Genomic DNA, 25,225 nt, shown 5'->3' with positions numbered 1-25,225 from the left:
CAGTACAACGGCTCACGCCCGGCTCGCGTCCGGCTCACGCCGGCCGGACCACCGGCGCGCCGACCAGCTCGACCCCGGCCGCCCGCAGCTCCGCCAGTGCCGCGGCGGTGGTCTCCGGCGCCACCCCGGCGGTGAGGTCGAGCAGCACCCGGGTGGTGAAGCCGGCCCGGGCGGCGTCCAGGGCGGTGGCCCGGACGCAGTGGTCGGTGGCGATGCCGACCACGTCGATCTCGTCGACCTGCCGTTCGCGCAGCCACTCCACCGGGCCGCGGTTGTTCTCGTCCAGCCCCTCGAAGCCGCTGTAGGCCGCCGAGTAGGCGCCCTTGTCGAAGACCGCCTCGACCGCGCCGGAGATCACCGCGGGGGCGAAGTTGGGGTGGAAGCCCACGCCTTCGGTCCCGGCCACGCAGTGCACCGGCCAGCTGGAGACGTAGTCCGGCTCGGCGGAGAAGTGCCCGCCCGGGTCGATGTGGTGGTCCCGGGTGGCGATGATGTGCTGGTAGCCGGCGGAGGACTCGGCGATCAGGTCGGTGATGGCGGCGGCCACCTCGGCGCCGCCCGCGACGGCCAGGCTGCCGCCCTCGCAGAAGTCGTTCTGCACGTCGACGACGATCAGTGCCCGGTGCATGGCTCGCATCCTCGGATGTGGGGGCGGGTGCGCCCCGGTGGCGGGTTCCTCGCGAACGCCGGACGGCCGGGGAGGAACTCCAGGGGAACTCTACGGCTGACTCTAGGGAGTGGCGCGCGGCGGCGGAAGGCTTGGGGCCCGTCTTCGGGCTCCGGCCCGCGGGCCGGAGCCGGGCCGGTGGCCCGCCGCCGGTCCGCGCGGCCGTCCGGGGCGCCCCCGGGAGTCGGTCAGTCGATCAGGCCGGTCGGTCGATCAGGTCGGTCGAGTCGGTCGGGCGGGTCAGTCGATCAGCTCGGTCGGGATGACCGGGTCGCCCTTGGACAGTTGGGTGGCCGACAGCGGCAGCGCGGCCCGGGCCCGGACGTGCCGGTCGCGGGCGGCGGTCAGCGGCTCGCGGCCGACGGTCTCGCCGGCCAGCACCAGCGGCACCTGGACGAGGTGGGGCCGCAGTTCCTCGGGGATCGGCCCGGTGCCGACCACCTCGGCCTCGGCGACGCCCTCGTCGTCGGGCCGGCGGGCGGCCCACTTGCGGCCGCCGACGCTGGTCTTGCCGCCGGCCGCGCGCTTGGCGACCGGGACGAGCGGGCCGTCCGGGGTCTCGGCGCGGGCGACCAGCTTGTAGACCATGGCGCAGGTCGGGTGGCCGCTGCCGGTGACCAGGCTGGTGCCGACCCCGTAGCCGTCCACCGGGGCGGCGGCGAGGGCGGCGATGGCGTACTCGTCGAGGTCCGAGGTGACGATGATCCGGGTCTTCTCGGCGCCGAGCTCGTCGAGCTGACGGCGGACCCGGTGGGCGGCCAGGATGAGGTCGCCGGAGTCGATCCGGACCGCGCCGAGTTCGGGCCCGGCCACCTCGACGGCGGTACGGACGGCCTCGTGCAGGTCGAAGGTGTCGATCAGCAGGGTGGTGCCCCGGCCCATCGACTCGATCTGGGCCCGGAAGGCGTCCCGTTCGCTGTCGTGCACCAGGGTGAAGGCGTGCGCGGAGGTGCCGGTGGTGGGGATGCCGTGCAGGTAGCCGGCCTCCAGGTCGGAGGTGGCGGCGAAGCCGGCCACGTAGGCGGCCCGGGCGGCGGCGACGGCGGCCTGCTCGTGGGCCCGGCGGGCGCCCAGTTCGATCACCGGCCGGCCGCCGGCCGCGGCGGTCATCCGGGAGGCGGCGGCCGCGACGGCGGAGTCGAAGTTGAGGATCGAGAGGATCACCGTCTCCAGGATCACCGTCTCGGCGAAGCTGCCCTCGACGGTGAGCACCGGCGAGCCGGGGAAGTAGACCTCGCCCTCGGGGTAGCCGTGGATGTCGCCGCGGAAGCGGTAGTCGGCCAGGAACCGCAGGGTGTCCTCGTCCACCACGCCCTGCTCGGACAGCCAGTCCAGCTGGGCGGTGTCGAAGCGGAAGTTCTCGACGGCGTCCAGCACCCGGCCGGTGCCGGCCATCACGCCGTAGCGGCGGCCGCTGGGGAGGCGTCGGGTGAACACCTCGAAGACGGAGCGGCGGTGCGCGGCCCCGCTGCGCAGGGCGGCCTGCAGCATGGTGAGCTCGTAGCGGTCGGTGAGCAGCGCGGTCGAGCCGGCCGCGCGCACTGATGTGGCGTCCATGAGGATGATGCTACTACCACTTAGCGTCAGAGTGACGATTTCTCTCGACGCGACCCGGGGCGGAATCGCCCGGCTGTCCCCCGGATGGCAGCATGGGGGCGTGAGGAGTCACGGACGAGTGTGCAACGAGGAGGCCTGCCGGTGAGTGTCGCGCCCGTGGAGATCGAGCGCCCGGAGGTCGAAGGACTGCCGGTGACGGAGCCGGACACGCCCTGGGTGACCATCGTGCACAACGACCCGGTCAACCTCATGAGCTACGTCCAGTACGTCTTCCAGGCCTACTTCGGCTACCCGAAGGACAAGGCCCGCAAGCTGATGATGGACGTGCACAGCAAGGGTCGGGCGGTGGTCTCCAGCGGCTCCCGCGAGGAGATGGAGCGGGACGTCCAGGCGATGCACGGCTACGGCCTGTGGGCGACGCTGCAGCACGACTGACCTCCCCTCCGGCGCACGACCGACCGGGCGACCGACTGACCGCCCGCCTCCCCGGCGGTGCGGCCGAAGACGACGAAGACGGGCTGACCGATACAGATGGCTGGGTTGTTCGAGAGCACCGGCGATGGTGGCGCGGCGATCGCGCTGGACGAGGTGGAGGCCTCCATCCTGCGCTCGCTGGAAGTGCAGATGCTGGAGCTGATCGGCCCCGGCCCGGGTGGGGAGAGCGACGATCCGCTGGCGGCGCTGTTCGCCGAGGGGCCGAGCGAGGCGCCGGCCGACCCGGCGCTGGCCCGGCTGTTCCCGGATGCCTACGGCGACCCGGCCGCACCGGCCGACACCGAGGCGCAGGCCGCCTCCGCCGAGTTCCGCCGCTACACCGAGCTCGACCTGCGGGCCCGCAAGCGGGACGACGCGCTGCAGGTGGTCCGGTCGCTGGACGGCCTCGGCGGTGGCGGGGTGCTCAAGCTGCCGGCCCCCGACTGCCTGCGCTGGCTGGGTGCGCTCAACGATCTGCGGCTCACCCTCGGGGCGCGGCTGGAGATCACCGAGGAGGACGAACAGGGCCTCTACGGGCTGCCGGAGGGCGACGAGCGCAAGCCGCTGGTGATGGCCTACCTGTGGCTCGGGGCGCTCCAGGAGTCGCTGCTGGAGGCGATCACCGACTGACTGTGGAGCGGTTTCCTCCGCTTCGCCCGGCGATCCTGCCCGCTTTCGGGCAAGCCCCGGCCGTTCCGTCCAGCATGTGGACGATGGGCCGGGGCATTTTCGCATAAATCGGGCAAAACCTAGCAGGACATGCTCAAATATCGCTCAGATGAACACCGGTATCCGGATCGGGCGTGGTACGACTTCTCCCCACAAACGAGACCCACCAGGACGGGTGACCATGGCCGAGCAGATCTACGACCAGGTGGTCGACGGGAAACCGGACGAAGAGGGCTACGAGCGGGGGCTCGGCAGCCGCCAGATCCAGATGATCGCGATCGGCGGCGCGATCGGCACCGGCCTCTTCCTCGGCGCCGGCACCGCGATCTCCAAGTCCGGGCCGAGCCTGATCCTCTCCTACGCGGTGGCCGGCCTGGTGATCTTCGCGATCATGCGCGCCCTCGGCGAACTCCTCACCTACCGACCGGTCTCCGGCAGCTTCGCCGAGTACGCCCGGGAGTTCCTCGGCCCCTTCGCCGGCTACGTCACCGGCTGGACGTACTGGCTGTTCTGGGTCGTCACCGGCATGGCCGAGACCACCGCCGCCGCCGTGTACGTGAAGTTCTGGGCGCCCGACATCCCGCAGTGGGCCAGCGCGTTGACCTTCCTGGTCATCCTCTACGCGGCCAACCTGATCTCGGTGAAGCTGTTCGGCGAGATCGAGTTCTGGTTCTCCATGGTCAAGGTCACCGCCATCATCGGCATGATCCTGATCGGCATCGGCGTGCTCACCCTCGGGTTCAGCAAGGCCGGTGACACCGCGTCGATCACCCACCTGTGGCAGGACGGCGGCTTCTTCCCCAAGGGCATCGGCGCCACCGTGATGACCCTGCAGATCGTCATGTTCGCCTACCTGGGCGTCGAACTCGTCGGCGTCACCGCGGGCGAGAGCGAGAACCCCGAGAAGACCCTGCCGCGCGCCATCAACACCCTGCCCTGGCGCATCGCGCTGTTCTACATCGGCGCCCTGGTGGTCATCCTCTCGCTGGTGCCGTGGCGGGAGTTCCAGCCCGGCGTCAGCCCGTTCGTCGCCGCCTTCGGCAAGATCGGCATCCCGGCCGCGGCCGGCATCATCAACTTCGTGGTGCTCACCGCGGCGCTCTCCTCCTGCAACTCCGGGATGTACTCCACCGGCCGGATGCTGCGCGACCTCGCCCTGCGCGGCCAGGCCCCCGGGCAGCTCACCAAGCTCAACAGCCGCCGCACCCCGGCCTTCGCGATCACCCTCTCCTGCCTGCTGATGGGCGCCGGCGTGGTGCTCAACTACCTCGTCCCGGCACGGGCGTTCGAGTACATCACCTCGGTCGCCACGGTCTGCGGGCTGTGGACCTGGGCGATGATCCTGATCTCCCAGATCCGCTACCGCAAGGCCTGGCAGGCCGGCCACCTGCCGCCGCCCACCTTCAAGGCCCCCGGCGGCGCCTGGGTCAGCTGGGCCGCCCTCGCCTTCCTGGCCATGGTCGTGGTGCTGATCGCCCTGGACGCCGACAACCGGATCTCGCTGTACGTCTTCCCCGGCTGGGCGCTGGTGCTGGTGATCGGCTACCAGGTGCTCAAGCGCCGCAACCCGGCGTCCGTCCACGGCACCGCCCACGACCACCTGCACGCCCGCAACGGCGGCTGACACCCCCGGCCCGGCCGGGCGTCCGCGGGCCCGCGCCCGGGTGGCGGACACCCGGCGACCGGGCCTCGGACGCCCCGGCGGACAGCGGGCGGGGCGTGGCATCCTGACCGGCATGCTGACCATCACCCGAGAAATCCGCGACCGGATCGTGGCCCACGCCCGCGCCGACCACCCGGACGAGGCCTGCGGCGTGGTCGCCGGACCGGCCGGCAGCGGCCGGCCCGAGCGGTTCATCCCGATGCTCAACGCGGCCCGCTCGCCCACCTTCTACGAGTTCGACTCGGGCGACCTGCTCAAGCTCTACCGCGAGATGGACGACCTGGACGAGGAGCCGGTGATCGTCTACCACTCGCACACCGCCACCGAGGCCTACCCCTCCCGCACCGACGTGAGCTACGCCTCCGAGCCGTTCGCCCACTACGTCCTCGTCTCCACCGCCGAGGGAACCGCCGAGGACGACCCCTACCAGTTCCGCTCGTTCCGCATCGTGGACGGCGAGATCACAGAGGAAGACGTCCAGGTCGTCGAGGCCTACCCGGCCTGACCGGCACCCAGCCGGACCCGGCCCGCCGACCCGCCCCGAGCGGTCGGCGGGCCCCTGTCGTCCCCGAGGAATCTCAGCATCGGAAACGAAAGCATCCGGATCGCGGGACGGGCATGTCGGAGCGGGCCCGGGAATCTATACGATGAGCCCATGCGTTCCGTCGATGTGAGCAACCAGGCCCCGGGCACCCGCCTCGTGGCGCGCCTGCACATCGACCTGTGCCGGCACGCCGGCGCGATCTGTCCCGGCACGCCCGCGCGCTCGCGCTGAGAGCCGCCCCGCCCCACCCGGGCCCCGCCGCCTCCCGGCGGCGCCGAGCCCCGGGCACCCTCCGCCCCGCCGCGCCCGCTGCGGCCCACCCACCTCACACGACTCGCACAGGAGCGCACCCATGGCCATCGAGGTCCGCATCCCGACCATCCTCCGCACCTACACCGACGGCGCCAAGGCCGTCGAGGGCAACGGCAGCAACCTCGCGGAACTCTTCACCGACCTCGACGCCCGCCACCCGGGCATCGCCGCCCGCCTGGTCGACGGCGGCGAGCTGCGCCGCTTCGTCAACGTCTACCTGAACGACGAGGACGTCCGCTTCCTGGAGGGCATCTCCACCGCCCTCGCCGACGGCGACAGCGTCACCATCCTGCCCGCCGTGGCCGGAGGCCTCCCTTGCGATACGACAGTCCGCTCGAAGCCGTCGGCAACACCCCGCTGGTCCGCCTGCCCAGGCTGTCCGCCGCCGTCCCGGGCAACGACGGCGGCCTGGTGACCCTCTGGGCCAAGCTGGAGGACCGCAACCCCACCGGCTCCATCAAGGACCGCCCGGCGCTGCACATGATCGAGCGGGCCGAGGCCGACGGCCGGCTCACCCCCGGCTGCACGATCCTGGAGCCCACCAGCGGCAACACCGGCATCTCGCTCGCCATGGCCGCCAAGCTCAAGGGCTACCGGATGGTCTGCGTGATGCCCGAGAACACCAGCGAGGAACGGCGCGAACTGCTCCGGATGTGGGGCGCCGAGATCATCCCCTCCCCGGCCGCCGGCGGCTCCAACACCGCCGTGCGGATCGCCAAGGAGATCGCCGCCGAGCACCCCGACTGGGTGATGCTCTACCAGTACGGCAACCCCGACAACGCGGGCGCCCACTACGCCACCACCGGCCCCGAGATCCTCGCCGACCTCCCCACCGTCACCCACTTCGTGGCCGGCCTCGGCACCACCGGCACCCTGATGGGCGTCGGCCGCTACCTGCGCGAGAAGGTCCCCGGCGTACGGATCGTCGCCGCCGAACCGCGCTACGACGACCTGGTGTACGGGCTGCGCAACCTCGACGAGGGCTTCGTCCCCGAGCTGTACGACGCCGAGGTGCTCACCACCCGCTTCTCGGTCGGCTCCGCCGACGCCGTCCGCCGCACCCGCGAACTCCTCCAGCAGGAGGGCATCTTCGCGGGCGTGTCCACCGGCGCCATCCTGCACGCCGCGATCGGCGTCGGCCGCAAGGCGGCGGCCGCCGGGGAGCGCGCGGACATCGTGTTCGTGGTCGCGGACGGCGGCTGGAAGTACCTCTCCACCGGCATCTACACCGCCGAGTCCACCGAGGCGGCGGTCCAGGCGCTGCAGGGCCAGCTCTGGGCCTAGCGCCTCAGTGGCCTGAAAGCGCCCGCTGGGCCCGGGACCAGACCTGGCGGTCCACGGTGCCGGCCCGGCGGCGGAAGGCCGACAGCGGCACCTCGCGCAGCTCGTCCGTCTCCAGCCAGCTGGCCCGGCCCTGCCGGTCGCCCACCGAACCGGGCGGCAGCGGCAGCACGCCGGGGCGCTCGGCGTGGTGCTTGCTGGTGATCTTCGCGACGGTGGCGGTCCGGCCGTGCACCCGCAGCACCAGGCAGGGGCGGTCCTTGGCGCCCGGGCCGTCCTCGAACGGCACCTCGGCCCACCAGATCTCCTGCGGCTCCGGCCCGGCCCCGGTGCGCGGGCGCGGCCGCGGGCGGGTCGGGGCGGCCGGGCGGGACGCCGGGCGGGTGCGCCTGACCAGCGCCGCCGCGACGGCGGCCAGCACGGCGACGCCCGCCAGCAGGAGAACGATCCAGATGCCAGTCATGCCGCGAACCGTACCGGGCCACCGGTGAACGCCACCACCGTGGCGGCCGTGACAGTTGAGCATTTGTCCGTACGTTGCTCCCGGTTCGTCACGGATCCGCCACGACGCCCGTTCTGCGGCCTGCGTCCCGGTGCCGTCCGGAAAGGCTGCCCCACGAACGTCCGCCCCCGTCCCCCCGGAGGTGCCTTCGTGAACAGCGACGCACTGTGGTCGTACGCCGAGATCGCCCGGCACATCAACGTCCAGCCCGAGACCGTCCGCAACTACCGGCGGCACGGCCTGCTGCCCGAGCCGGACGTGATCGACGCCAGCGGACACCCCCGCTGGTACCCCGGGACCATCCGCACCTGGGCCCGCAACCGCCCCCGGCACCGCTGATCCGGCGCCGCGGCCCCCGCCCCGGCGGTCTGGGTGATTCCAGCCACAGCCCGGCACGGGGACGGGGGCAAAGTGCTGCTCCGCCCTTACCCTCGACACACCAACGCAGTGCTACCGGCCGGTCCACCGGCCCGGCCTGCCGTTTTCCATGCTGTTTTCCATGCTGTTTCCATGTCGTACGCCAACAGCAGCCAGGACGTGTCGGGGCGGAGGGGCTCGGATGAAACTGACCGTGGTGGGGTGCTCGGGGAGCTTCCCGTCCGCCGACTCGCCGTGCTCCAGCTACCTGGTCGAGGCCGACGGCTACCGCGTGGTGTTGGACCTCGGCAACGGCGCGCTCGGCGCGCTGCAGAAGTACACCGGCCTCTACGAGGTCGACGCCGTCCTGCTCAGCCACCTGCACGCGGACCACTGCGTGGACCTGTGCGCCTACTGGGTCGCCCGCAACTACCGCGCCGAGGGCTGCCCCGACCTGCTCCCGGTGTACGGCCCGGCCGGCACCGCCGAGCGGCTCGCCCGGGCGTACGACATGCCGGAGAACCCCGGAATGAAGGAGGTGTTCGAGTTCCGCACGCTCACTCCGGGCAGCTTCGAGCTCGGCCCGTTCCGGGTCTCCGTCGCGCAGGTCAACCACCCGGTGGACGCCTTCGCCTTCCGGCTGGAGCACGGCGGCCGCTCGCTGGTCTACTCCGGTGACACCGGTGAGAGCTCCGAGCTGGTCGAACTCGCCCGGGACGCCGACCTGTTCCTCTGCGAGGCCGCCTACCTGGACGGCCGCGACACCTACCGGGCCGTCCACCTCAACGGCCGGGAGGCCGGTGAGCACGCGGCCGCCGCCGGGGCGCACCGGCTCGTGCTCACCCACATCCCGCCGTGGACCGACGCCGAGCACAACCGCCGCGACGCCGCCGCCGCGTACCCCGGCCCGGTGGAGCTGGCCCGGGCCGGCGCGGTGTACGAGATCTGACCCGTCCGGGGCTGCCCGGGCCGCGCCTCAGCGCCGGCCGGGCACCGGCAGGCCGAGGTGGTCGCGCAGGGTCGGGCCGGTGTACTCGGTGCGGAACACCCCGCGTTCCTGGAGCAGCGGGACGACCCGGTCGACGAACTCGTCCAGGCCGCCCGGGGTGAGGTGGGGGACGAGGATGTAGCCGTCGGCCGCGTCGTTCTGCACGAAGTGGTCGATCTGCCCGGCGACGGTGGCGGGGGAGCCGATGAAGGACTGCCGGCCGGTCACCTCGATGACCAGTTCACGGCTGGTCAGGTTCTTCTCCGCGGCCAGCGCCCGCCAGCGTGCGGCGGTGCCGACCGGGTCCGGGATCCGGACCCGGCCCTGGACCAGCGCGCTGTCCGGGTCGGGGTCGACACTCGGCAGCGGCCCGTCCGGGTCGTGGCCGGACAGGTCGACGCCCCAGACCTGCTCCAGGTGGTTGATCGTGGTCTGCGGCCCGACCTGGGCCCGGCGGACCTCGGCGGCGCGCTCGGCCGCGTCGGCGTCGGTGTCGCCGAGCACGAAGGTGGCCGCGGGCAGGATCTTCAACTCGTCCGGCTTGCGGCCGTAGGCGGCCAGTCGCCGCTTGACGTCGTGGTGGAAGGCCTGGCCGTCGGCGAGGGTGGAGTGGCGGCTGAAAATGACGTCGGCGGCGGACGCGGCGAACTCGCGGCCCTCGTCGGAGTCCCCGGCCTGGATGACCACCGGGTGGCCCTGCGGCGGGCGGGGCAGGGAGAGCCGGCCCTCGACCTCGAACTGCGGCCCGGAGTGCCGCACCCCCTCCGCCCCGGCGTCCCAGAACTCCCGCGCCAGTTCAGCGAATTCGGCGGCCCGGGTGTAGCGGTCGGCGCGGTCCAGGTAGCCGCCGCGGCGGAAGTTCTCCCCGGTGAAGGCGTCCGAGGAGGTGACCACGTTCCAGGCCGCCCGGCCGCCGGAGAGGTGGTCCAGGGAGGCGAAGCGGCGGGCGAGTTCGTACGGCTCGTTGAAGGTGGCGTTCACCGTGGCCGCCAGGCCGATCCGTTCGGTGACGGCGGCCAGGGCGTTCAGCACGGTGATCGACTCGGGGCGGCCGACCACGTCCAGGTCGTGGATGCGGCCGTTGGTCTCGCGCAGCCGCAGGCCCTCGGCGAGGAAGAAGAAGTCGAACTTCCCGCGTTCGGCGGTCTGCGCGAGGTGGCGGAAGGAGTCGAACTCGATGTGGCTGCCGGAGGCCGGGTCGCTCCACACCGTGGTGTTGTTGACGCCGGGGAAGTGGGCGGCGAGGTGGATCTGCTTGAGCGGACGGTCCGTCATCGGGTCACCTCGGCGAGGGCGGGGGAGTCGGTGGTGGGGGAGTCGGTGGTGGGGGAGCCGGTGGTGGGGGCGCTCAGCGCGGGGGCGGCGTAGCGGCTGGCCGGGCGGGGCAGGCCGAGGTGGTCGCGCAGGGTGCGGCCGGAGTGGCCGGCGCGCAGCAGCCCGGTGGCGCGCAGCGCCGGGGCGGTCCGTTCGGCCAGGGCGGCCAGGTCGCGGGCGGGCTCGGCGGGGACGAGGTGGAAGCCGTCCACGCCGGTGCCGGTGGCGCTGAGTTCGGCGAGCAGCCGCTGCTCGGCGGCCCGGTCGGGCAGGGCGGCGTCGAGCCGGGCGAGGATGCGCAGCTGTTCGCCGGAGCGCAGCCGCAGTTCGGTGGCGGCGGTCAGCCGGGCGGCCCGGTCGGGGGCGTCCAGGACGACGACGTCGGCGTACCGGATCGCGGTGGCGACCCGGGCCCGCCCGCCGGGGGAGGAGTCCGGGGCGAGGTCGGCGGCGGCCACCGGCACCACGACCACCGGGCGGCCCTGCGGCGGGCGCGGGGTGATGGAGGGGCCGCGGACCGAGAAGTGCCGGCCCTCGAAGTCGATGTAGTGCAGCTTGTCGCGGTCGACGAACCGGCCGGTGGCGGTGTCGCGGATCTCCGCGTCGTCCTCCCAGCTGTCCCAGAGCCGGGCGGCGACCTCGGCGGCGTCGGCCGCCTCGGCCCACAGCTCGTCCTCGGGGGCGACCGGGCGGCGGCCGAAGGCCCTGGTCTCGGCCTCGGTGCCGGAGACGCCGACCAGCCAGCCGGCCCGGCCCGCGCTCACCCAGTCCAGGGTGTTGAGCGAGATGGAGGTGTGGAAGGGCTCGGTGTGGGTGGTGGTGACGGTGGGGACCAGGCCGATCCGCGAGGTCAGCGGGGCGATCCGGGCGAGGGTGGCGAGCGCGTCGGGGCGGCGCGGCTCGGGGGCGAAGGAGTCGTCGAGGGTGACGAAGTCCAGGCCGGCGCGCTCGGCGAGCAGGGCGAGGCCGGCGTAGTGGGCGGCGTCGAGGCGATCGGGACTGTCGATGGCGGCGGAGAGGTGCAACGGGCGGGGCATGGCGAGCCTGGCTTTCCTCGTACGGAGGTGCGCGGCGTGCGCGGACGGCGGCCCCGTACGGGTACGGGGGTGCGGTCGCGCGCGGCGCGGGTGCGCGGTGGCGGCCCGTGGGCAGGCGGGAGGCCCGCGACGGGCGGGGGAGGAGGACGGCCGGCGCCGGGCGGGGACTCAGCCGGGCGGCGGCGGGGCGAAGGGTCGGCTCAGCCGCGACACGCCGCCGACCACACGCGACCGAAGTCGATGTGGCTGCGGGTCACCAGCGGGCACGAGGCGTTCACCGGTTCAGTTGACCAGGGCTTCCGGCGGTTCGTCAACCGCCGTTTCCGCGCGGTGGAACCTCCGCCGCGGACATCCGGACACGCCGAAGGCCCCGCCCGGCCGCCGGGGGGAGCGGCGGTGGGCGGGGCCTTCGGAGCGGGCGGGACCGGCGTCAGGCCTTGGTCACGTCCTCGATCTCGCTGTCGTCCTCGCGACCGGGGGTCTTGAGGTTGAACTTGGTGATCGCGAAGCGGAAGGTGAAGTAGTAGATCACCGCGAAGACCAGGCCGATCGGGATGATCAGCAGCGGGTTCTTGGCCAGGCTGAAGTTGATCGTGTAGTCGATCAGACCGGCCGAGAAGCTGAATCCGTGGTGGACGCCGAGGCCCCAGGTGACGGCCATCGAGACGGCGGTCAGCACCGCGTGGATCGCGTACAGGACCGGGGCGATGAAGAGGAAGGTGAACTCGATCGGCTCGGTCACACCGGTGACGAAGCTGGTCAGCGCGATCGAGATCATCATGCCCATGACGGCCTTGCGGCGCTCGGGGCGGGCGCAGTGGGCGATCGCGAGGGCGGCGGCCGGCAGCGCGAACATCATGATCGGGAAGAAGCCCGCCTGGAACTGGCCGGCCGTCGGGTCGCCCGCCAGGAAGCGGTTGATGTCGCCGTGCACGATGGTGCCGTCCGGCTTGGTGAAGTCACCGGTCTGGAACCAGGCGTAGGTGTTGACGAACTGGTGCATGCCGATCGGGATCAGCGCGCGGTTGACCAGGCCGAAGATGCCGGCGCCGACCGCGCCCGCGCCCACCAGGCTGTTGTTGACGTGCGAGATCGCGTCGCCGACGGGCTGCCAGCCGAGGCCGAACAGGACGCCCAGGCCGGTGCCGACGAAGGCCATGATGATCGGGACGAGGCGGCGGCCGTTGAAGAAGCCCAGCCAGTCGACCAGCTTGGTGCGGTGGAACCGCTGCCACAGGATGGCCGCGAGCAGACCGACCACGATGCCGCCGAGGACGCCCGGGTCCTGCGGCTTGCCCGCGGGGAGGGCGGCGGTGACGGTGCCGTCCGTGGGGAAGGCGGTCAGCACGTTCTTGAACACGAGGTAACCGACCAGCGCCGCCAGCGCCGTGGAACCGTCCGCCTTCTTGGCGTAGCCGATCGCGATGCCGACGCAGAACAGCAGCGGCAGCGCGCCGGTGATGGCGGTACCCGCGGCGCCGAAGACCTCGACGAGCTTCGCGGGGAAGTGCCACTTCTCATGGACGTCGGGCTGGCCCAGACGCGCCAGCAGACCGGCCGCCGGCAGCACGGCGATCGGCAGCTGGAGGCTGCGACCGACCTTCTGGAGACCGGGGAGGACGGCATTGCCGAACTTCTTGATCGGCGCCGGAGCCTTGGCGGGCGCCGGTGCCTGCGCAGACTGACTCATGGGGGTGGGTTCCTAACGGCATGGCGGTCGGTCGGGGGGAAGGCACGGGGGCCGAACCGCGAACTGGTCTACACCACACGTGGTGTAGACCAGTTTTGTAGCACGGGTGGAGAAGTCGGGGAAGCCCGGATAGCGGGGTTGTCGAGAAGCGCTATGAAATCGAAACCTGGATCCGGAGCGTTGATCATGATTTCAGTCGCGATTGTGATTTTGGCTATTTGCGCAACAAAAAGCGCCGAGCCCGTGCGGCGCCCGGGTCGCGGCGGGTCCGGCGGCCGCCGGCGGGGTCGGGTCCGGACGATCCGGCCGCTCCCGGGCGTGCGCGACGGCTGCTGAGAGTGACCGGAGGGTCGCGGACGTGCCCGGCGGGGCGCCCCCCGCCTGTGGTCGGCACCCGTTCCGACCGCCGTCCGGTCGGCCGGATCGCGACCGAATTACCATTTCGGTGACCGCCGGGTAGGGAATTCCGTCCTTCGGTGAAATGCCGAAGGCCCTCGGACCGGTGGGTCCGAGGGCCTTTGGCGGCGGTGTTCCGGGATGTTTTCCGTGCGGTCGGGAAATCAGGCCTTGGTGACGTCGTCGACCTCGGTCTCGTCCTCTCGCCCCGGTGTTTTCAGATCGAATTTGACGATGATGAACCGGAACAGCGCGTAGTACACCGCGGCGAAGCAGAGCCCGATGACGATGATCAGCCACGGTTTGGTGGCGAGCCCCCAGTTGATCACGTAGTCGATCAGGCCGGCCGAGAAGCTGAACCCGTCGTGCACCCCGAGTCCCCAGGTGATCGCCATCGAGGCGCCGGTCAGCAGCGCGTGCACGCCGTACAGGGCCGGGGCGATGTAGGCGAAGGAGTACTCGATCGGCTCGGTGACGCCGGTGACGAAGGAGGTCAGGCCGACCGAGAGCATCAGGCCGTAGATCTCCTTGCGGCGGTGCGGCTTGGCCGAGTGCGCGATCGCGAGTGCCGCGGCGGGCAGCGCGAACATCATGATCGGGAAGAATCCGGACTGGAACTGCCCCGCCGTCGGGTCCCCCGCGAGGAAACGCGGGATGTCGCCGTGCACGATGCTGCCGTCGGCCTTCGTGAACTCGCCGAACTGGAACCAGACGAAGGTGTTCAGCAGCTGGTGCATACCGATCAGCAGCAGTGCGCGGTTGAACAGGCCGAAGATGCCCGCGCCGCCCGCGCCGAGATCGGCGAGGTTCTGCGAGAAGTCGTTCAGGCCGCGGCCGATCGGCGGCCAGACCCACAGCGCGATGCAGGCGGTGGCCAGGCCCACCACGGCGGTGATCATCGGAACGAGGCGGCGGCCGTTGAAGAAGCCCAGCCAGTCGACCAGTCTGACGCGGTGGAACCGGACCCACAGCCAGGCCGACATCAGGCCGATCAGGATGCCGCCCAGCACCCCCGGGTTCTGGTACGTCGCGGCCGCGACCTTGGCCGAGCTGTAGTCCACGCACTGGGCGGTCCACGCGTCGGGGATCTGGACCGTCCCGGCCTTGCAGTGCTCCGGGAACGCGTGCAGCACCTTGTAGTAGACGAGGAAGCCGACCACGGCCGCCAGCGCCGTCGAACCGTCCGCCTTCTTCGCCATGCCGATCGCCACGCCGATGCAGAACAGCAGCGGCAGGCCGAGCGAGGAGTCGAGCAGTGCGCCGCCGGCCGCCGCGAAGACCTTGGCGACGTTGTTCCAGCCCAGGCCGTCCTTGCCGAACACGTCCGGCTGGCCGAGCCGGTTGAGGATGCCCGCCGCGGGGAGCACCGCGACCGGGAGCTGGAGGGAGCGGCCCATCTTCTGGAGGCCGCCGTAGAAGGTGTGCCACCACAGGTTCTGCGGGGCCGTGGCGCCTGCCGAACTCATCCTTCGCCCTCCGAGCGCGGTTGCCGACCGGTGGGCCCCTGCGGGACCCTCGGGCGGGGGTCAGGAACACCCGGGGTCCTTCCTGCGTTCATCGGAGTACACATATATTGGTGTAGACCACTTTGGGACGCAGGCCGGACGCCGGGACGCGAGCCCCGCTGATCGTCATCCTCGGGTGGCGGCCCGGAGCCTGCGCGCCGGAGTGGGCCAAAAGTGGACTAACGTGGCAGACCGGACCTGCTCGGGTCATGCTGGTCGCGCTGCCCGGCAGCGCGACCCCAGCTGAACCCGCGTCAGCCACCGGCACGGACCTCACCACCCGACGGTCGAGGACCGAACCCCAGCACCGCGCAGGACGGCACCCGGCAGAGCCGCCGAAGGGCCGAGACAGAGGGAGAAACCACATGGCCAGCAAGGCTGAGAAGATCGTCGCCGGTCTGGGCGGCATCGACAACATCGAAGAGGTCGAAGGCTGCATCACCCGCCTGCGCACCGAGGTCAAGGACGCCTCCCTCGTCGACGAGGCCGCCCTCAAGGCCGCCGGCGCCCACGGCGTCGTCAAGATGGGCACCGCGATCCAGGTCGTCATCGGCACCGACGCCGACCCGATCGCCGCCGACATCGAGGACATGATGTGAGCTGAGCCACCGGGCTCGACCACCCAGGCTCCACCACCCACGGCCCGCCGACCCGCCCAGGGGGACGGCGGGCCGAGGCGCATCCGGAACCCGAGTTCGGAACGGCTACGCTCAGTGGCTATGTCACGTATCGACGGCCGCACCCCCGACCAGCTCCGCCCCATCACCATCGAACGGGGCTGGAGCAAGCACGCCGAAGGCTCCGTCCTCGTCTCCTACGGCGACACCAAGGTGCTGTGCACCGCCAGCGTCACCGAAGGCGTCCCGCGCTGGCGCAAGGGCAGCGGCGAAGGCTGGGTCACCGCCGAGTACTCCATGCTCCCGCGCGCCACCAACACCCGCGGCGACCGCGAATCCGTCAAGGGCCGCATCGGCGGCCGCACCCACGAGATCAGCCGGCTCATCGGCCGCTCGCTGCGCGCCGTCATCGACCACCGCGCCCTCGCCGAGAACACCATCGTCCTCGACTGCGACGTCCTCCAGGCCGACGGCGGCACCCGCACCGCCGCCATCACCGGCGCCTACGTCGCCCTCGTCGACGCCGTCTCCTGGGCCCGCGACCGCAAGCTCCTGCGCGCCAAGGGACAGCCCATCACCGGCGGCGTCAGCGCCGTCAGCGTCGGCATCATCGACGGCGTCCCCATGCTCGACCTCCAGTACGAGGAGGACGTCCGCGCCGAGACCGACATGAACATCGTCTGCACCTCCGACGGCCGCTTCGTCGAGGTCCAGGGCACCGCCGAAGGCGCCCCCTTCGACCGCGCGCTGCTCGACCGGCTGCTCGACCTCGGCACCCTCGGCTGCGCCGAACTCGACCAGATCCAGCGCAAGGCGCTCGAAGGCTGAACCGCCCCCCGGGGTGAACCGGGCCCGGCCCGCTGTACACGCGCGGCCCGCAGCCCGTACGGTTCCCGCAGCACCCCGCTGCGGGAACCGCGCCCCGTCCGCGCGCGTCCTCCCCCACGGAACCCGCGCCCCAGGAGGACCGGATGGCCTCGTCGAGCATCGCCCGCCCCGCCGCCCTCGCCGTGGCCGCACTGATCGCGATCCTCCCGCTCAGCATGGTGAGTTGCTCAGCCGCCCAGAAGGCCATCGACTGCGGCAACACCGCCGTCAAGGTCACCGGCGACCTCGCCGACCTCACCAAGGCCTACGACAACTCCAGCAACGACTCGGCCGCCGCCGGCAAGGCGCTCCAGAAGCTCAAGGGCGACCTCGACCAGATCGGCAAGAACTCCAAGAACACCGACGTCGCCAAGGCCGTCACCGACCTCCAGAAGCAGGCCGACAAGGTCCAGCAGGCCGTCGACAAGAAGCAGGCCCCCGACCTCAAGCCGCTCGGCGACGCGGCCGGCAACCTCACCTCGGTCTGCACCGGCTGACCGTTCGCCGGATCTCGATAGGGTGGGCGATATGTCCACCCGCCTGATCCTCGCCACCCGCAACCAGCACAAGGTCGCCGAGCTGCGCGCCATCCTCGCCGACGCCGGCCTGGACGTCGAACTCGTCGGCGCCGACGCCTACCCCGAGATCCCGGACGTCCCCGAGACCGGCGTCACCTTCGCCGAGAACGCCCTCCTCAAGGCCCACGCCCTCGCCCGCGCCACCGGACTGCCCGCCGTCGCCGACGACTCCGGCCTCTGCGTGGACGTCCTCAACGGCGCCCCCGGCATCTTCTCCGCCCGCTGGGCCGGCAAGCACGGCGACGACCTCGCCAACCTCAACCTGCTGCTCGCCCAGCTGTCCGACATCGCCGAACCCCACCGCGGCGCCCACTTCTTCTGCGCCGCCGCCCTCGCCCTGCCCGACGGCACCGAACGCGTCGTCGAGGGCCGCCTCCTCGGCACCCTGCGCACCACCCCGGCGGGCGACGGCGGCTTCGGCTACGACCCGATCCTCCAGCCCCTCGGCGAGACCCGCACGTGCGCGGAGCTCACGGCGGACGAGAAGAACGCCATCAGCCACCGCGGCAAGGCCTTCCGCGGTCTCGCCCCGGTGGTCAAGGACCTCCTCGGCTGACGCGCCGTCCGCTGAACACCGAAGGCCCGCCCCGGGTGATCCCGGGGCGGGCCTTCGATTCTTAGGCTAGTGCGGCCTGAGGGACTCGAACCCTCACGGGATTTCTCCCACGGGCACCTAAAACCCGCGCGACTGCCTATTTCGCCAAGGCCGCAAGGCTCTCAGTCTAGAGCTTCGGATCCGGTGGCAACACCGCGATTCGCGGTGGCGCTGCCTGCCCGCACCGGCGCTGCTGACGATCGCCCCCGCCGACGGGCGGCGGTTCGGGCGGAGCAGTGGGCGGGTGGTGGGTCGGACTCCCGGCCAGACGGGTTTCGGCCAGGGGTGACTGGTTGTCGGGGGGTTTCTACCTGTGATGTTTGGTTGTTGATTACCAATTGGTACAGACCTATTGACCTATGTGGTTCAGACCACATAGCTTCGGCGCCAATTGAATCCCCCACGTGCGTGCTCCCCCACAGGTACGCGCCGACACTCTCTCCTGGAGGACCGAGTGTTGATCCGTAGTACGGCGGAGCGGCGTCCCACCGCTGTGATCCGCCGCAAGAGTGCCCGGGCGGGCGTGGCGTCGTTGGCGGCGGTGTCGCTGGCGGGGCTGTTGATGGCGACGCTGGGTGCGGCGCCCTCGCAGGCGTCGGCGGCCGTCGACAACGCCGCCTGTCGCCCGGACGGGCTGTACCAGACGCCCGGGGTGGACGTCCCGTACTGCTCGGTCTACGACACCAGCGGGCGCGAGAAGATGGGCGCGGACCACCAGCGCCGCATCATCGGGTACTTCACCGGCTGGCGCACCGGCAAGAACGGCGACCAGCCCTACCTGGTGAGCGACATCCCCTGGGACAAGGTCACCCACCTCAACTACGCCTTCGGGCACGTCGGCGGCGACAACAAGCTGTCGGTCGGCACGGACGGCCCGACCAACGAGGCCACCGGGATCGACTTCCCGGGCGTGCCCGCCGCGCAGCTGGACCCGACGCTGCCGTACAAGGGCCACTTCAACCTGCTGACGAAGTTCAAGAAGCAGTACCCGAACGTCAAGACCCTGATATCGGTGGGCGGTTGGACCGAGACCGGCGGCTACTTCGGGGACGACGGCAAGCGGGTCGGCTCCGGCGGCTTCTACTCGATGACGGTCAACCCCGACGGCAGCGTCAACCAGGCCGGCATCGACACCTTCGCCGCCTCCTCCGTCGACTTCATCCGCAAGTACGGCTTCAACGGCGTCGACATCGACTACGAGTACCCGACCTCGATGAAGGACGCCGGCAACCCGCTGGACTGGCAGCTCGCCAACGCCAAGCGCGGTTCGCTGGCCAAGGGCTACGCGGCGCTGATGAAGACCCTGCGGGAGAACCTGGACCGGGCGGGCGCCGCCGACGGCAGGCACTACCTGCTGTCGGTCGCGGCGCCGTCCTCCGGGTACCTGCTGCGCGGCATGGAGACCTTCCAGGTCGCCCAGTACCTGGACTACGTCAACATCATGTCGTACGACCTGCACGGTGCCTGGAACAAGTACGTCGGCCCGAACGCCTCGCTCTACGACGACGGCAAGGACGGCGAGTTGGCCGCCGCTAACGTGTACGGCACCGGCCAGTACGGCGGCATCGGCTACCTGAACGCCGACTGGTCGTACCACTACTTCCGCGGCGCGCTGCCGGCCGGCCGGATCAACGTCGGCCTGCCGTACTACACCCGCGGCTTCAAGAACGTCCAGGGCGGCACCAATGGCCTCTGGGGCACCGCCTCCGCGACCAGCTGCCCGGCCGGGTCCGGGCTGACCTCCTGCGGTGACGGCGCGGTCGGCATCGACAACATCTGGAACGACAAGGACGACGCGGGCAAGGAGTCCCCGGCCGGGTCGAACCCGATGTGGCACGCGAAGAACCTGGAGAAGGGCGTCCTGCCCGACTACCTGGCCAAGTACGGCGTGACCGACACCGCCCTCCAGGGCAGCTACACCCGCAACTACAGCTCCTCGCTGGTGGCGCCGTGGCTGTGGAACGACACCAAGAAGGTGTTCCTGTCCACCGAGGACGAGCAGTCGGTGGGCGCCAAGGCGGACTACATCGTCAACCAGGGCGCTGGCGGCGCGATGATCTGGGAGCTCGCGGGCGACTACCGCTGGGACGCCACCGCCAACGGCGGCAAGGGCGAGTACGTGCCCGGTTCGACGCTGACCTCGCTGATGTACGACAAGTTCAAGGCGGCCGGCCCGTACGGTGCGATCCGCTCGACGGTGGCGCTGCCGCAGCAGACCCTGCCGGTCGACGTGTCGTTCACCAACTTCGCGCTGGGCGACTCCAACTACCCGATCAACCCGAAGCTGCACATCGTCAACAACTCGACGCTGACCCTGCCGGGCGGCACCGAGTTCCAGTTCGACTACAGCAACTCGGCGCCGGGCAACGCCAAGGACCAGTCCGGCTTCGGGCTCCAGGTGATCCGGCAGGACACCCCGGGCCCGGGCAACGTCGGCGGGTTGAAGGGCACCTACAACCGGGTGTCGGTCAAGCTGCCGGGCTGGCAGTCGCTGGCGCCGGGCGCCTCGGTCGACATCGACTTCGTCTACTACCTGCCGGTGTCCACGCCGTCGAACTGGACGGTCAACGTGGGCGGCACGCTGTACGGGCTCAAGGGCGACCTGACCCGGGGCGCGGTGGACGGCGGCACGCCGACTCCGACCCCGACTCCGACGCCGACGCCGACCGGGACTCCGACGGGCACACCCACCGCGACCCCGACCGGCACGCCGACCGCGACCCCGACCGGCACCCCGACGGCCACGCCCACCGGTACGCCGACCCCGACCGCGACCCCGACCTCCGGAGCCTGCACGGCCGCCCCGGGCTGGGACGCGGGCACCACCTACGCGACGCCGACCAAGGTGTCCTGGAAGGGGCACTACTACCAGAACAAGTGGTGGACCAAGGGCGACGACCCCTCCGCCAGTGGCGCCTGGGGCGTCTGGAACGACCTCGGGGCCTGCTGAGCCCGACGGCCGACGGCTGATGGCTGAGGGCTGAGGGCTGACGGCAGTCACCCGAGGTGAGGAACGGCGGTGGCGGCACACCCGGTCGGGGGGTGGGCCGCCACCGCTTCGTTCAGTTCGGTCGGTTCGTCCGGGTGGCTCAGGCCTCGACCTTGAGGTCCCGCAGCAGCTTGGCGACGTGCCCGGTGGCCTTGACGTTGTAGAGGGCGCGCTCGACCTTGCCCTGCTCGTCCACGACGATCGTGGAGCGGATCACGCCCTGGTAGGTGCGGCCGTAGTTCTGCTTCTCGCCGTAGGCGGCGTAGGCCTCCAGCACCTGGTGGTCCGGGTCGGAGAGCAGGGTGACCTTGAGGTCCTCCTTCTCGCGGAACGTGCCGAGCTTCTCCGGCAGGTCCGGGGAGATGCCGATGACGTCGTAGCCGGCGCCCGCGAAGACCGCGAGGTTGTCGGTGAAGTCGCAGGCCTGCTTGGTGCAGCCGGGGGTGAGGGCGGCCGGGTAGAAGTAGACGATGACCTTGCGGCCCAGGTGGTCGGCGAGCGAGACCTGGTTGCCGTCGGCGTCGGACAGGCTGAATGCGGGCGCGGTGTCGCCGGGCTGGAGACGCTCAGTCACGGTCGTACTCTCCTGGAGGCTGGGACGGACGGTCGTACCACGGCAAACTTACCTCCGTTGGTGGGTGGGGCCGCGCGCCCGTGCGTGGCAGCTGACAAACTGGGTTGGTCGCAGAGGACGACAGGACTACATCGGCAAGTGAATGGGGTGGCCCGAGTGGGCGACGCGAGCACGCAGGACAAGCCGGCGCGGACGGCTGCGCAGATCGAGGCGGACATCGAGCGCACCCGTGACCGGCTGGCGTCGAACCTGGACGAGCTGGCCGTGCGGATCCACCCGAGCACCATCTCCGCGCAGGTCAAGGCGAAGGCGATGGCCACCGTCGAGGAGAAGACGGCGCGGGCGTACGTGGCCGCGAACGGCCTGGTGGAGAAGGTCAAGGCGCAGTTCGTGGACGAGAAGGGGCAGCCGCGCAAGGAGCGGATCGTCCCGGTCGCGCTGGTCGGCCTCGGCCTGGTGGTGCTGCTGTCCTCCTCGCGCAAGCGCCGCGAGGACTGAGCGGCGGATCGAGCGGGACCACCGGAGGGCCGGGCCGCCGCGGGCGGGCCGGCCCTTCCGCATGCCGGGCCAGCGTCACGCGCCGCGCCCGGGGGCGGTACCTTCGGGACCGTGAGTACGAACGACGAACCGACCCCTTCCGACCACGGGCACGACGCGGTGCGGCACGACCGGCTGGGCGAGAAGCTGCCGATCCGGATGCTGCACGACCGCGTGCTGGTGCGCATCGAGGGCAGCGAGGGCGAGCGCCGCTCGACCGGCGGCATCCTGATCCCGGCGACCGCGGAGCTCTCGAAGCGCTGCACCTGGGCGGAGGCCGTGGCGGTGGGTCAGAGCGTGCGCTCCGTGGAGCCCGGCGACCGGGTGCTGTACGACCCGGAGGACAAGCTGGAGGTGGAGGTCCGCGGCGCCACCTACGTGCTGCTGCGCGAGCGGGACCTGCACGCGGTGGCGGCGAGCCGCTTCGGTGACACGGAGGGTTCGACGGGCCTCTACCTCTGACCGCCTCTACCTCTGACCGTCCGTACCTCTGACCGTCCGTACCTCTGACCGGGTGTCCTACGCGAGCAGCCCGCCGCCGTCGACGGTGAGGACGGTGCCGGTGGCGAAGCGCTGTTCCATCAGGTACGCGTAGGCCCCGGCGGTGTCCTCGGGGTCGCCGATCCGGCCGAGGGGGAGGGCGGCGGCGGTCTGCGCGTACAGCTGCTCGCGGTCGGCCTCGGGCAGGCCGGACCAGAGCGGGGTGCGGATCATCCCGGCCCGGACGGCGTTGACCCGGATCGGGGCGAGTTCCACGGCCAGCGCCCGGACGAGGGCTTCGACCGCGCCGCAGACGCTCGCGGCGACGCTCCAGCCCGGTACCGGGCGCATGCCGGCGGTGCCGGAGGTGAGGGTGATCGAGCCGCCGGGGCGCAGCTGCGGGGTGGCGGCGCGGACGGCGTCGAGGGCGCCGAAGTAGCGCAGGGTGAAGAGGGCGCGGGCGGCGTCGAGGTCCATGGCGTCGACGGTCATCAGGGCGAGCGGGTCGCCGGCGGTGTAGACCAGGTGGTCGAGCGGGCCGAGGCGGTCGAAGAGGGCGCTGACCTGGTGGTGGTCGGTGAGGTCGGCGGTCTCGGCGGTGGTGCCGGTGGGCAGGGTGGCGAGGGCGTTCCGGGCGCTGTCCGGTCGGCTGGAGACGACGGTGACGCGGGCGCCGCGTTCGGCGGCGAGGGCGGCGGTGGCGTGGCCGATGCCGGAGGTGCCGCCGAGGACGACGACGTGCTGTTCGGTGAGGGGCATGGTGGCGCCTTTCGTGGTGTGGCCGGGGGCTTGTGTCGATCGTGCGCCGGGTGGGGTGGTGTCGTCCAAGACCTGTTCGGTCGGCTGTCATACCCTCGGGGTATCAGCGGGGAGCGGGGGTGGCGGTGCCGGTGGACGTCGATCTTCGGAAGCTGCGGTATTTCGTGGCGGTGGCGCGGGAGTTGCACTTCGGCCGGGCGGCGGTGGAGCTGCACATCGCGCAGCCCGTGCTGTCGCGGCAGATCCGGGCGCTGGAGGCGGAGTTCGGTGCGCAGTTGTTCCGGCGTGACCGGCGGTCGACCGAACTGACGGATGCGGGGCGGCAGTTGTTGGAGGATGCGCCGCCGTTGCTGGCGGCGGCGGAGGCCCTGCGTCGTCGGGTGGGGCGGTCGGGGGAGGGGCCGGCGCGGTTCGTGGTGGGGTTCATGCCGGGGGTGGCGGTGACGGCGGCGGTGCGGGGGCTGCGCGGGCGGCATCCGGGGCTGGCGGTGGAGGTGGTGCGGACCTCCTGGGCCGATCAGGCGCGGATGGTGTTGGACGGCCGGGTGGACGTCTCCTGTGTCCGCCTGCCGGTGGACCGGCAGGGTCTGGTGCTGCGTCCGCTGTTCGCCGAGCCGCGGGTGGCGGTGTTGCCGGCCGGGCACCGGCTGGCGGGTGAAGTGTCGGTCGTGATGGCCGAGTTGGGTGGTGAGCTGCTGTTGCAGGATCCGGACTTCGTGCCGGAGTGGCGGGATCTGCCGGGGGTGTCCGGGCGGCGGCCGGAGCGGTCGCGGCCGCGGGTGGACACGGTGGAGGAGAAGCTGGAGTACGTGGCGGCGGGGGAGGGGATGGTGGTGCTGCCGTTGTCGATGGCGGCCTTCTACACCCGCGCGGACGTCGTGCACGTGCCGGTGTCGGACCTCGCGCCCCACCGGGTGTGCCTGGCCTGGGCGGCGGGGCGGACGTCGCCGTTGCTGGCGGAGTTCGCGGAGTTGGCCGGGTCCGCGGCGGAGCGCATCGGTTCTGTCGGTGGTGGCCGCTAGGGTCCGGGCATGAGCGTCCCGGTGATCGGTGAGGTGGAGCGGCGGGCCCGGTTGGGCCGGCGGCAGTTGTTGGCGCCCTCGGTGCGGGTGGCGCGGGTGGAGGACGTGGCGGACGCGGTGGTCGGGCTGCACGCCACGGACGCGGCGACGGTGTACCTGTCCGCGTGCGCGCGGCTGGCGGAGCCCTCGGCGGCGGAGGTGGACCGGGCGCTGTACGAGGACGTCTCGCTGGTGAAGCTGCTGTCGATGCGGCGGACGATCTTCGCGGTGACGGAGGGCCTGGCCCCGTACGTGAGTTCGGTGGCGGCACGGGCGATCGCGGCGAAGGAGCGGGCGACGCTGCTCAAGCACCTGCGCGCCCACGCCGAGGGCTGGGACGAGGCCCGGCTGGCGGAGGCGGAGCGTGCGGTGCTGGCCGCGCTGGCCGTGCGCGGCGAGGCGACGACCAAGGAACTCGGCGACGACGTACCGCAGTTGCGGGAGACGATGCTGATGTCGGCGGGCAAGGCGTACGAGGCGAAGCAGAGCGTGGGCAGTCGGCTGCTGCGGCTGCTGGCCTCGGACGGGCACGTGCGCCGGTGCCGTCCGCGCGGGTCCTGGCTGAGCAGCAGCTATCCGTGGGCGCTGGTGCCGCAGTGGCCGGACGTGCCGGTGCGGGAGGCGAAGGCGGAGGTGGTGCGGCGCTGGCTCGCGGCGTACGGGCCGGCCACGGTCGAGGACGTGAAGTGGTGGACGGGCTGGACGCTGGGGGACGTCCGGCGGGCGCTGGCGGACGTGGACGCGCGGGCGGTGGCGCTGGCGGACGGCGCCGCGGCCGTGGTGCTGCCGGGGGACGAGGGGCCGGTGGCGGCCCCGGAGCCGTGGGCGGCGCTGTTGCCGGCGCTGGATCCGGCGGTGATGGGGTGGCGCGGGCGGGACTGGTACCTGCGGCCGGAGGACGTGCCGGCGCTGTTCGACCGGGCGGGGAACGCGGGGCCGACGGTGTGGTGGTGCGGCGAGGTGGTCGGCGGCTGGGCGCAGCGGGCGGACGGTGAGGTGGTGTGGCGGCTGTTCCGCGCTGTGGGGGCGGAGGCGGAGCGGGCGGTCGCGGCGGAGGCCGGGCGGTTGGCGGGGTGGCTGGGGGAGGTGCGGGTGACGCCGCGCTTCCGTACGCCGCTGGAGCGGGAGTTGGTGGCGTAGCGGGAGCGGGGCCCGGCCTCCCCTGATCGGTCACCGGGCCGGGGCTGGGCTCACCGGGCCTCGGCTCACTGG

27 protein-coding genes and 1 tRNA gene are annotated in these 25,225 nt (G+C 71.9%); 18 read left to right on the top strand and 10 right to left on the bottom strand.

Features of this window, described 5'->3' with window-relative positions; translation table 11 throughout:
- Positions 1-34: 34 nt before the first annotated feature.
- Positions 35-628 (bottom strand): isochorismatase family protein, encoded by a 594-nt coding sequence (locus tag ACZ58X_RS18465; protein WP_470334676.1) that lies wholly within the window; start codon positions 626-628, stop codon positions 35-37.
- A 279-nt stretch (positions 629-907) separates the two neighbouring features.
- Entirely contained in the window at positions 908-2,224 is a 1,317-nt protein-coding gene (locus ACZ58X_RS18460) for a nicotinate phosphoribosyltransferase (protein WP_470334675.1), read from the bottom strand.
- 141 nt (positions 2,225-2,365) lie between these two features.
- Here ACZ58X_RS18460 and clpS point away from each other — a divergent pair, with 141 nt between their 5' ends.
- The 7 genes from clpS to ACZ58X_RS18425 all read left to right on the top strand — a co-directional run bounded on the left by clpS (position 2,366) and on the right by ACZ58X_RS18425 (position 7,170).
- On the top strand, positions 2,366-2,659 hold the full coding sequence (gene clpS, locus ACZ58X_RS18455) for an ATP-dependent Clp protease adapter ClpS (protein ID WP_449820317.1): 294 nt from the start codon (positions 2,366-2,368) through the stop codon (positions 2,657-2,659).
- 96 nt (positions 2,660-2,755) lie between these two features.
- Positions 2,756-3,328, top strand: coding sequence for a DUF2017 domain-containing protein (locus tag ACZ58X_RS18450; protein ID WP_470334674.1), 573 nt, complete (start codon positions 2,756-2,758; stop codon positions 3,326-3,328).
- 220 nt (positions 3,329-3,548) lie between these two features.
- The gene (locus ACZ58X_RS18445; protein WP_470334673.1) at positions 3,549-4,991 is read left to right on the top strand and encodes an amino acid permease; all 1,443 of its coding nucleotides are present in this window, start codon (positions 3,549-3,551) and stop codon (positions 4,989-4,991) included.
- Between the two features lie 112 nt (positions 4,992-5,103).
- The gene (locus ACZ58X_RS18440) at positions 5,104-5,535 is read left to right on the top strand and encodes a M67 family metallopeptidase (protein ID WP_360238966.1); all 432 of its coding nucleotides are present in this window, start codon (positions 5,104-5,106) and stop codon (positions 5,533-5,535) included.
- A 150-nt stretch (positions 5,536-5,685) separates the two neighbouring features.
- Positions 5,686-5,805 carry a putative leader peptide gene (locus ACZ58X_RS18435; protein ID WP_317621128.1) on the top strand — a complete coding sequence of 40 codons (120 nt, stop codon included), beginning with the start codon at positions 5,686-5,688 and terminating at the stop codon, positions 5,803-5,805.
- Positions 5,806-5,926: 121 nt separating this feature from the next.
- Positions 5,927-6,301 (top strand): MoaD/ThiS family protein, encoded by a 375-nt coding sequence (locus ACZ58X_RS18430; RefSeq protein ID WP_470334672.1) that lies wholly within the window; start codon positions 5,927-5,929, stop codon positions 6,299-6,301.
- Positions 6,202-7,170 carry a PLP-dependent cysteine synthase family protein gene (locus ACZ58X_RS18425; protein WP_470334671.1) on the top strand — a complete coding sequence of 323 codons (969 nt, stop codon included), beginning with the start codon at positions 6,202-6,204 and terminating at the stop codon, positions 7,168-7,170. Before ACZ58X_RS18430 ends, ACZ58X_RS18425 begins: the two co-directional genes overlap by 100 nt.
- Positions 7,171-7,174: 4 nt before the next feature.
- On the opposite strand, the gene ACZ58X_RS18420 is transcribed toward ACZ58X_RS18425, so the two are convergent.
- Positions 7,175-7,630, bottom strand: a complete 456-nt coding sequence (locus tag ACZ58X_RS18420; RefSeq protein WP_470334670.1) for a type II toxin-antitoxin system PemK/MazF family toxin — start codon at positions 7,628-7,630, stop codon at positions 7,175-7,177.
- A gap of 189 nt (positions 7,631-7,819) precedes the next feature.
- On the opposite strand from ACZ58X_RS18420, the gene ACZ58X_RS18415 reads away from it, so the two are divergent.
- On the top strand, positions 7,820-8,008 hold the full coding sequence (locus ACZ58X_RS18415) for a MerR family transcriptional regulator (RefSeq protein WP_470334669.1): 189 nt from the start codon (positions 7,820-7,822) through the stop codon (positions 8,006-8,008).
- Between the two features lie 220 nt (positions 8,009-8,228).
- Positions 8,229-8,975, top strand: a complete 747-nt coding sequence (locus tag ACZ58X_RS18410; protein ID WP_470334668.1) for an MBL fold metallo-hydrolase — start codon at positions 8,229-8,231, stop codon at positions 8,973-8,975.
- A 27-nt stretch (positions 8,976-9,002) separates the two neighbouring features.
- Here the strand turns inward: ACZ58X_RS18410 and ACZ58X_RS18405 are convergent, their stop codons facing one another.
- The 4 genes from ACZ58X_RS18405 to ACZ58X_RS18390 form a co-directional block, all read right to left on the bottom strand.
- Positions 9,003-10,289, bottom strand: a complete 1,287-nt coding sequence (locus tag ACZ58X_RS18405; protein WP_470334667.1) for an LLM class flavin-dependent oxidoreductase — start codon at positions 10,287-10,289, stop codon at positions 9,003-9,005.
- Positions 10,286-11,365, bottom strand: a complete 1,080-nt coding sequence (locus ACZ58X_RS18400) for an LLM class flavin-dependent oxidoreductase (protein ID WP_470334666.1) — start codon at positions 11,363-11,365, stop codon at positions 10,286-10,288. Before ACZ58X_RS18400 ends, ACZ58X_RS18405 begins: the two co-directional genes overlap by 4 nt.
- Before the next feature lie 430 nt (positions 11,366-11,795).
- Entirely contained in the window at positions 11,796-13,055 is a 1,260-nt protein-coding gene (locus tag ACZ58X_RS18395; protein ID WP_470334665.1) for a PTS transporter subunit EIIC, read from the bottom strand.
- Between the two features lie 560 nt (positions 13,056-13,615).
- Positions 13,616-14,917 carry a PTS transporter subunit EIIC gene (locus ACZ58X_RS18390; protein ID WP_470334664.1) on the bottom strand — a complete coding sequence of 434 codons (1,302 nt, stop codon included), beginning with the start codon at positions 14,915-14,917 and terminating at the stop codon, positions 13,616-13,618.
- A gap of 404 nt (positions 14,918-15,321) precedes the next feature.
- Between ACZ58X_RS18390 and ACZ58X_RS18385 the strand changes: the two genes are divergently transcribed.
- The 4 genes from ACZ58X_RS18385 (at position 15,322) to rdgB (ending at position 17,574) form a co-directional block, all read left to right on the top strand.
- Positions 15,322-15,555, top strand: a complete 234-nt coding sequence (locus ACZ58X_RS18385) for a PTS sugar transporter subunit IIB (protein ID WP_030060521.1) — start codon at positions 15,322-15,324, stop codon at positions 15,553-15,555.
- Positions 15,556-15,675: 120 nt separating this feature from the next.
- Positions 15,676-16,401 (top strand): ribonuclease PH, encoded by a 726-nt coding sequence (rph, locus tag ACZ58X_RS18380; RefSeq protein ID WP_375883110.1) that lies wholly within the window; start codon positions 15,676-15,678, stop codon positions 16,399-16,401.
- A gap of 143 nt (positions 16,402-16,544) precedes the next feature.
- Positions 16,545-16,937 carry a hypothetical protein gene (locus ACZ58X_RS18375; protein ID WP_350504788.1) on the top strand — a complete coding sequence of 131 codons (393 nt, stop codon included), beginning with the start codon at positions 16,545-16,547 and terminating at the stop codon, positions 16,935-16,937.
- Between the two features lie 31 nt (positions 16,938-16,968).
- Positions 16,969-17,574: an RdgB/HAM1 family non-canonical purine NTP pyrophosphatase gene (rdgB, locus tag ACZ58X_RS18370; RefSeq protein WP_470334663.1), complete on the top strand. Its 606-nt coding sequence runs from the start codon at positions 16,969-16,971 to the stop codon at positions 17,572-17,574.
- Positions 17,575-17,644: 70 nt separating this feature from the next.
- Here the strand turns inward: rdgB and ACZ58X_RS18365 are convergent.
- A tRNA-Leu gene (locus tag ACZ58X_RS18365) sits at positions 17,645-17,728 on the bottom strand.
- A 447-nt stretch (positions 17,729-18,175) separates the two neighbouring features.
- Here ACZ58X_RS18365 and ACZ58X_RS18360 point away from each other — a divergent pair.
- Positions 18,176-20,563, top strand: a complete 2,388-nt coding sequence (locus tag ACZ58X_RS18360) for a chitinase C-terminal domain-containing protein (protein ID WP_470334745.1) — start codon at positions 18,176-18,178, stop codon at positions 20,561-20,563.
- Positions 20,564-20,702: 139 nt separating this feature from the next.
- Here ACZ58X_RS18360 and bcp read toward each other — a convergent pair whose 3' ends face one another.
- Positions 20,703-21,176, bottom strand: a complete 474-nt coding sequence (gene bcp / locus ACZ58X_RS18355) for a thioredoxin-dependent thiol peroxidase (protein WP_470334662.1) — start codon at positions 21,174-21,176, stop codon at positions 20,703-20,705.
- Positions 21,177-21,332: 156 nt separating this feature from the next.
- Between bcp and ACZ58X_RS18350 the strand changes: the two genes are divergently transcribed.
- Both ACZ58X_RS18350 and ACZ58X_RS18345 read left to right on the top strand, forming a co-directional pair.
- Positions 21,333-21,674 (top strand): DUF3618 domain-containing protein, encoded by a 342-nt coding sequence (locus ACZ58X_RS18350; RefSeq protein ID WP_375883121.1) that lies wholly within the window; start codon positions 21,333-21,335, stop codon positions 21,672-21,674.
- 198 nt (positions 21,675-21,872) lie between these two features.
- Positions 21,873-22,175: a GroES family chaperonin gene (locus ACZ58X_RS18345; protein ID WP_232543252.1), complete on the top strand. Its 303-nt coding sequence runs from the start codon at positions 21,873-21,875 to the stop codon at positions 22,173-22,175.
- Positions 22,176-22,232: 57 nt separating this feature from the next.
- On the opposite strand, the gene ACZ58X_RS18340 is transcribed toward ACZ58X_RS18345, so the two are convergent.
- Positions 22,233-22,952: an SDR family oxidoreductase gene (locus tag ACZ58X_RS18340; RefSeq protein WP_470334661.1), complete on the bottom strand. Its 720-nt coding sequence runs from the start codon at positions 22,950-22,952 to the stop codon at positions 22,233-22,235.
- A gap of 119 nt (positions 22,953-23,071) precedes the next feature.
- On the opposite strand from ACZ58X_RS18340, the gene ACZ58X_RS18335 reads away from it, so the two are divergent.
- Positions 23,072-23,974: a LysR family transcriptional regulator gene (locus tag ACZ58X_RS18335; RefSeq protein WP_470334660.1), complete on the top strand. Its 903-nt coding sequence runs from the start codon at positions 23,072-23,074 to the stop codon at positions 23,972-23,974.
- Between the two features lie 9 nt (positions 23,975-23,983).
- Positions 23,984-25,153, top strand: coding sequence for a winged helix DNA-binding domain-containing protein (locus ACZ58X_RS18330; protein ID WP_470334659.1), 1,170 nt, complete (start codon positions 23,984-23,986; stop codon positions 25,151-25,153).
- Positions 25,154-25,225: the final 72 nt, after the last annotated feature.

The organism is Kitasatospora sp. NPDC040550 (assembly GCF_055594965.1).
Note: the sequence above shows the minus strand (reverse complement) of the source record. Positions and strands in the feature narration are given on the sequence as shown.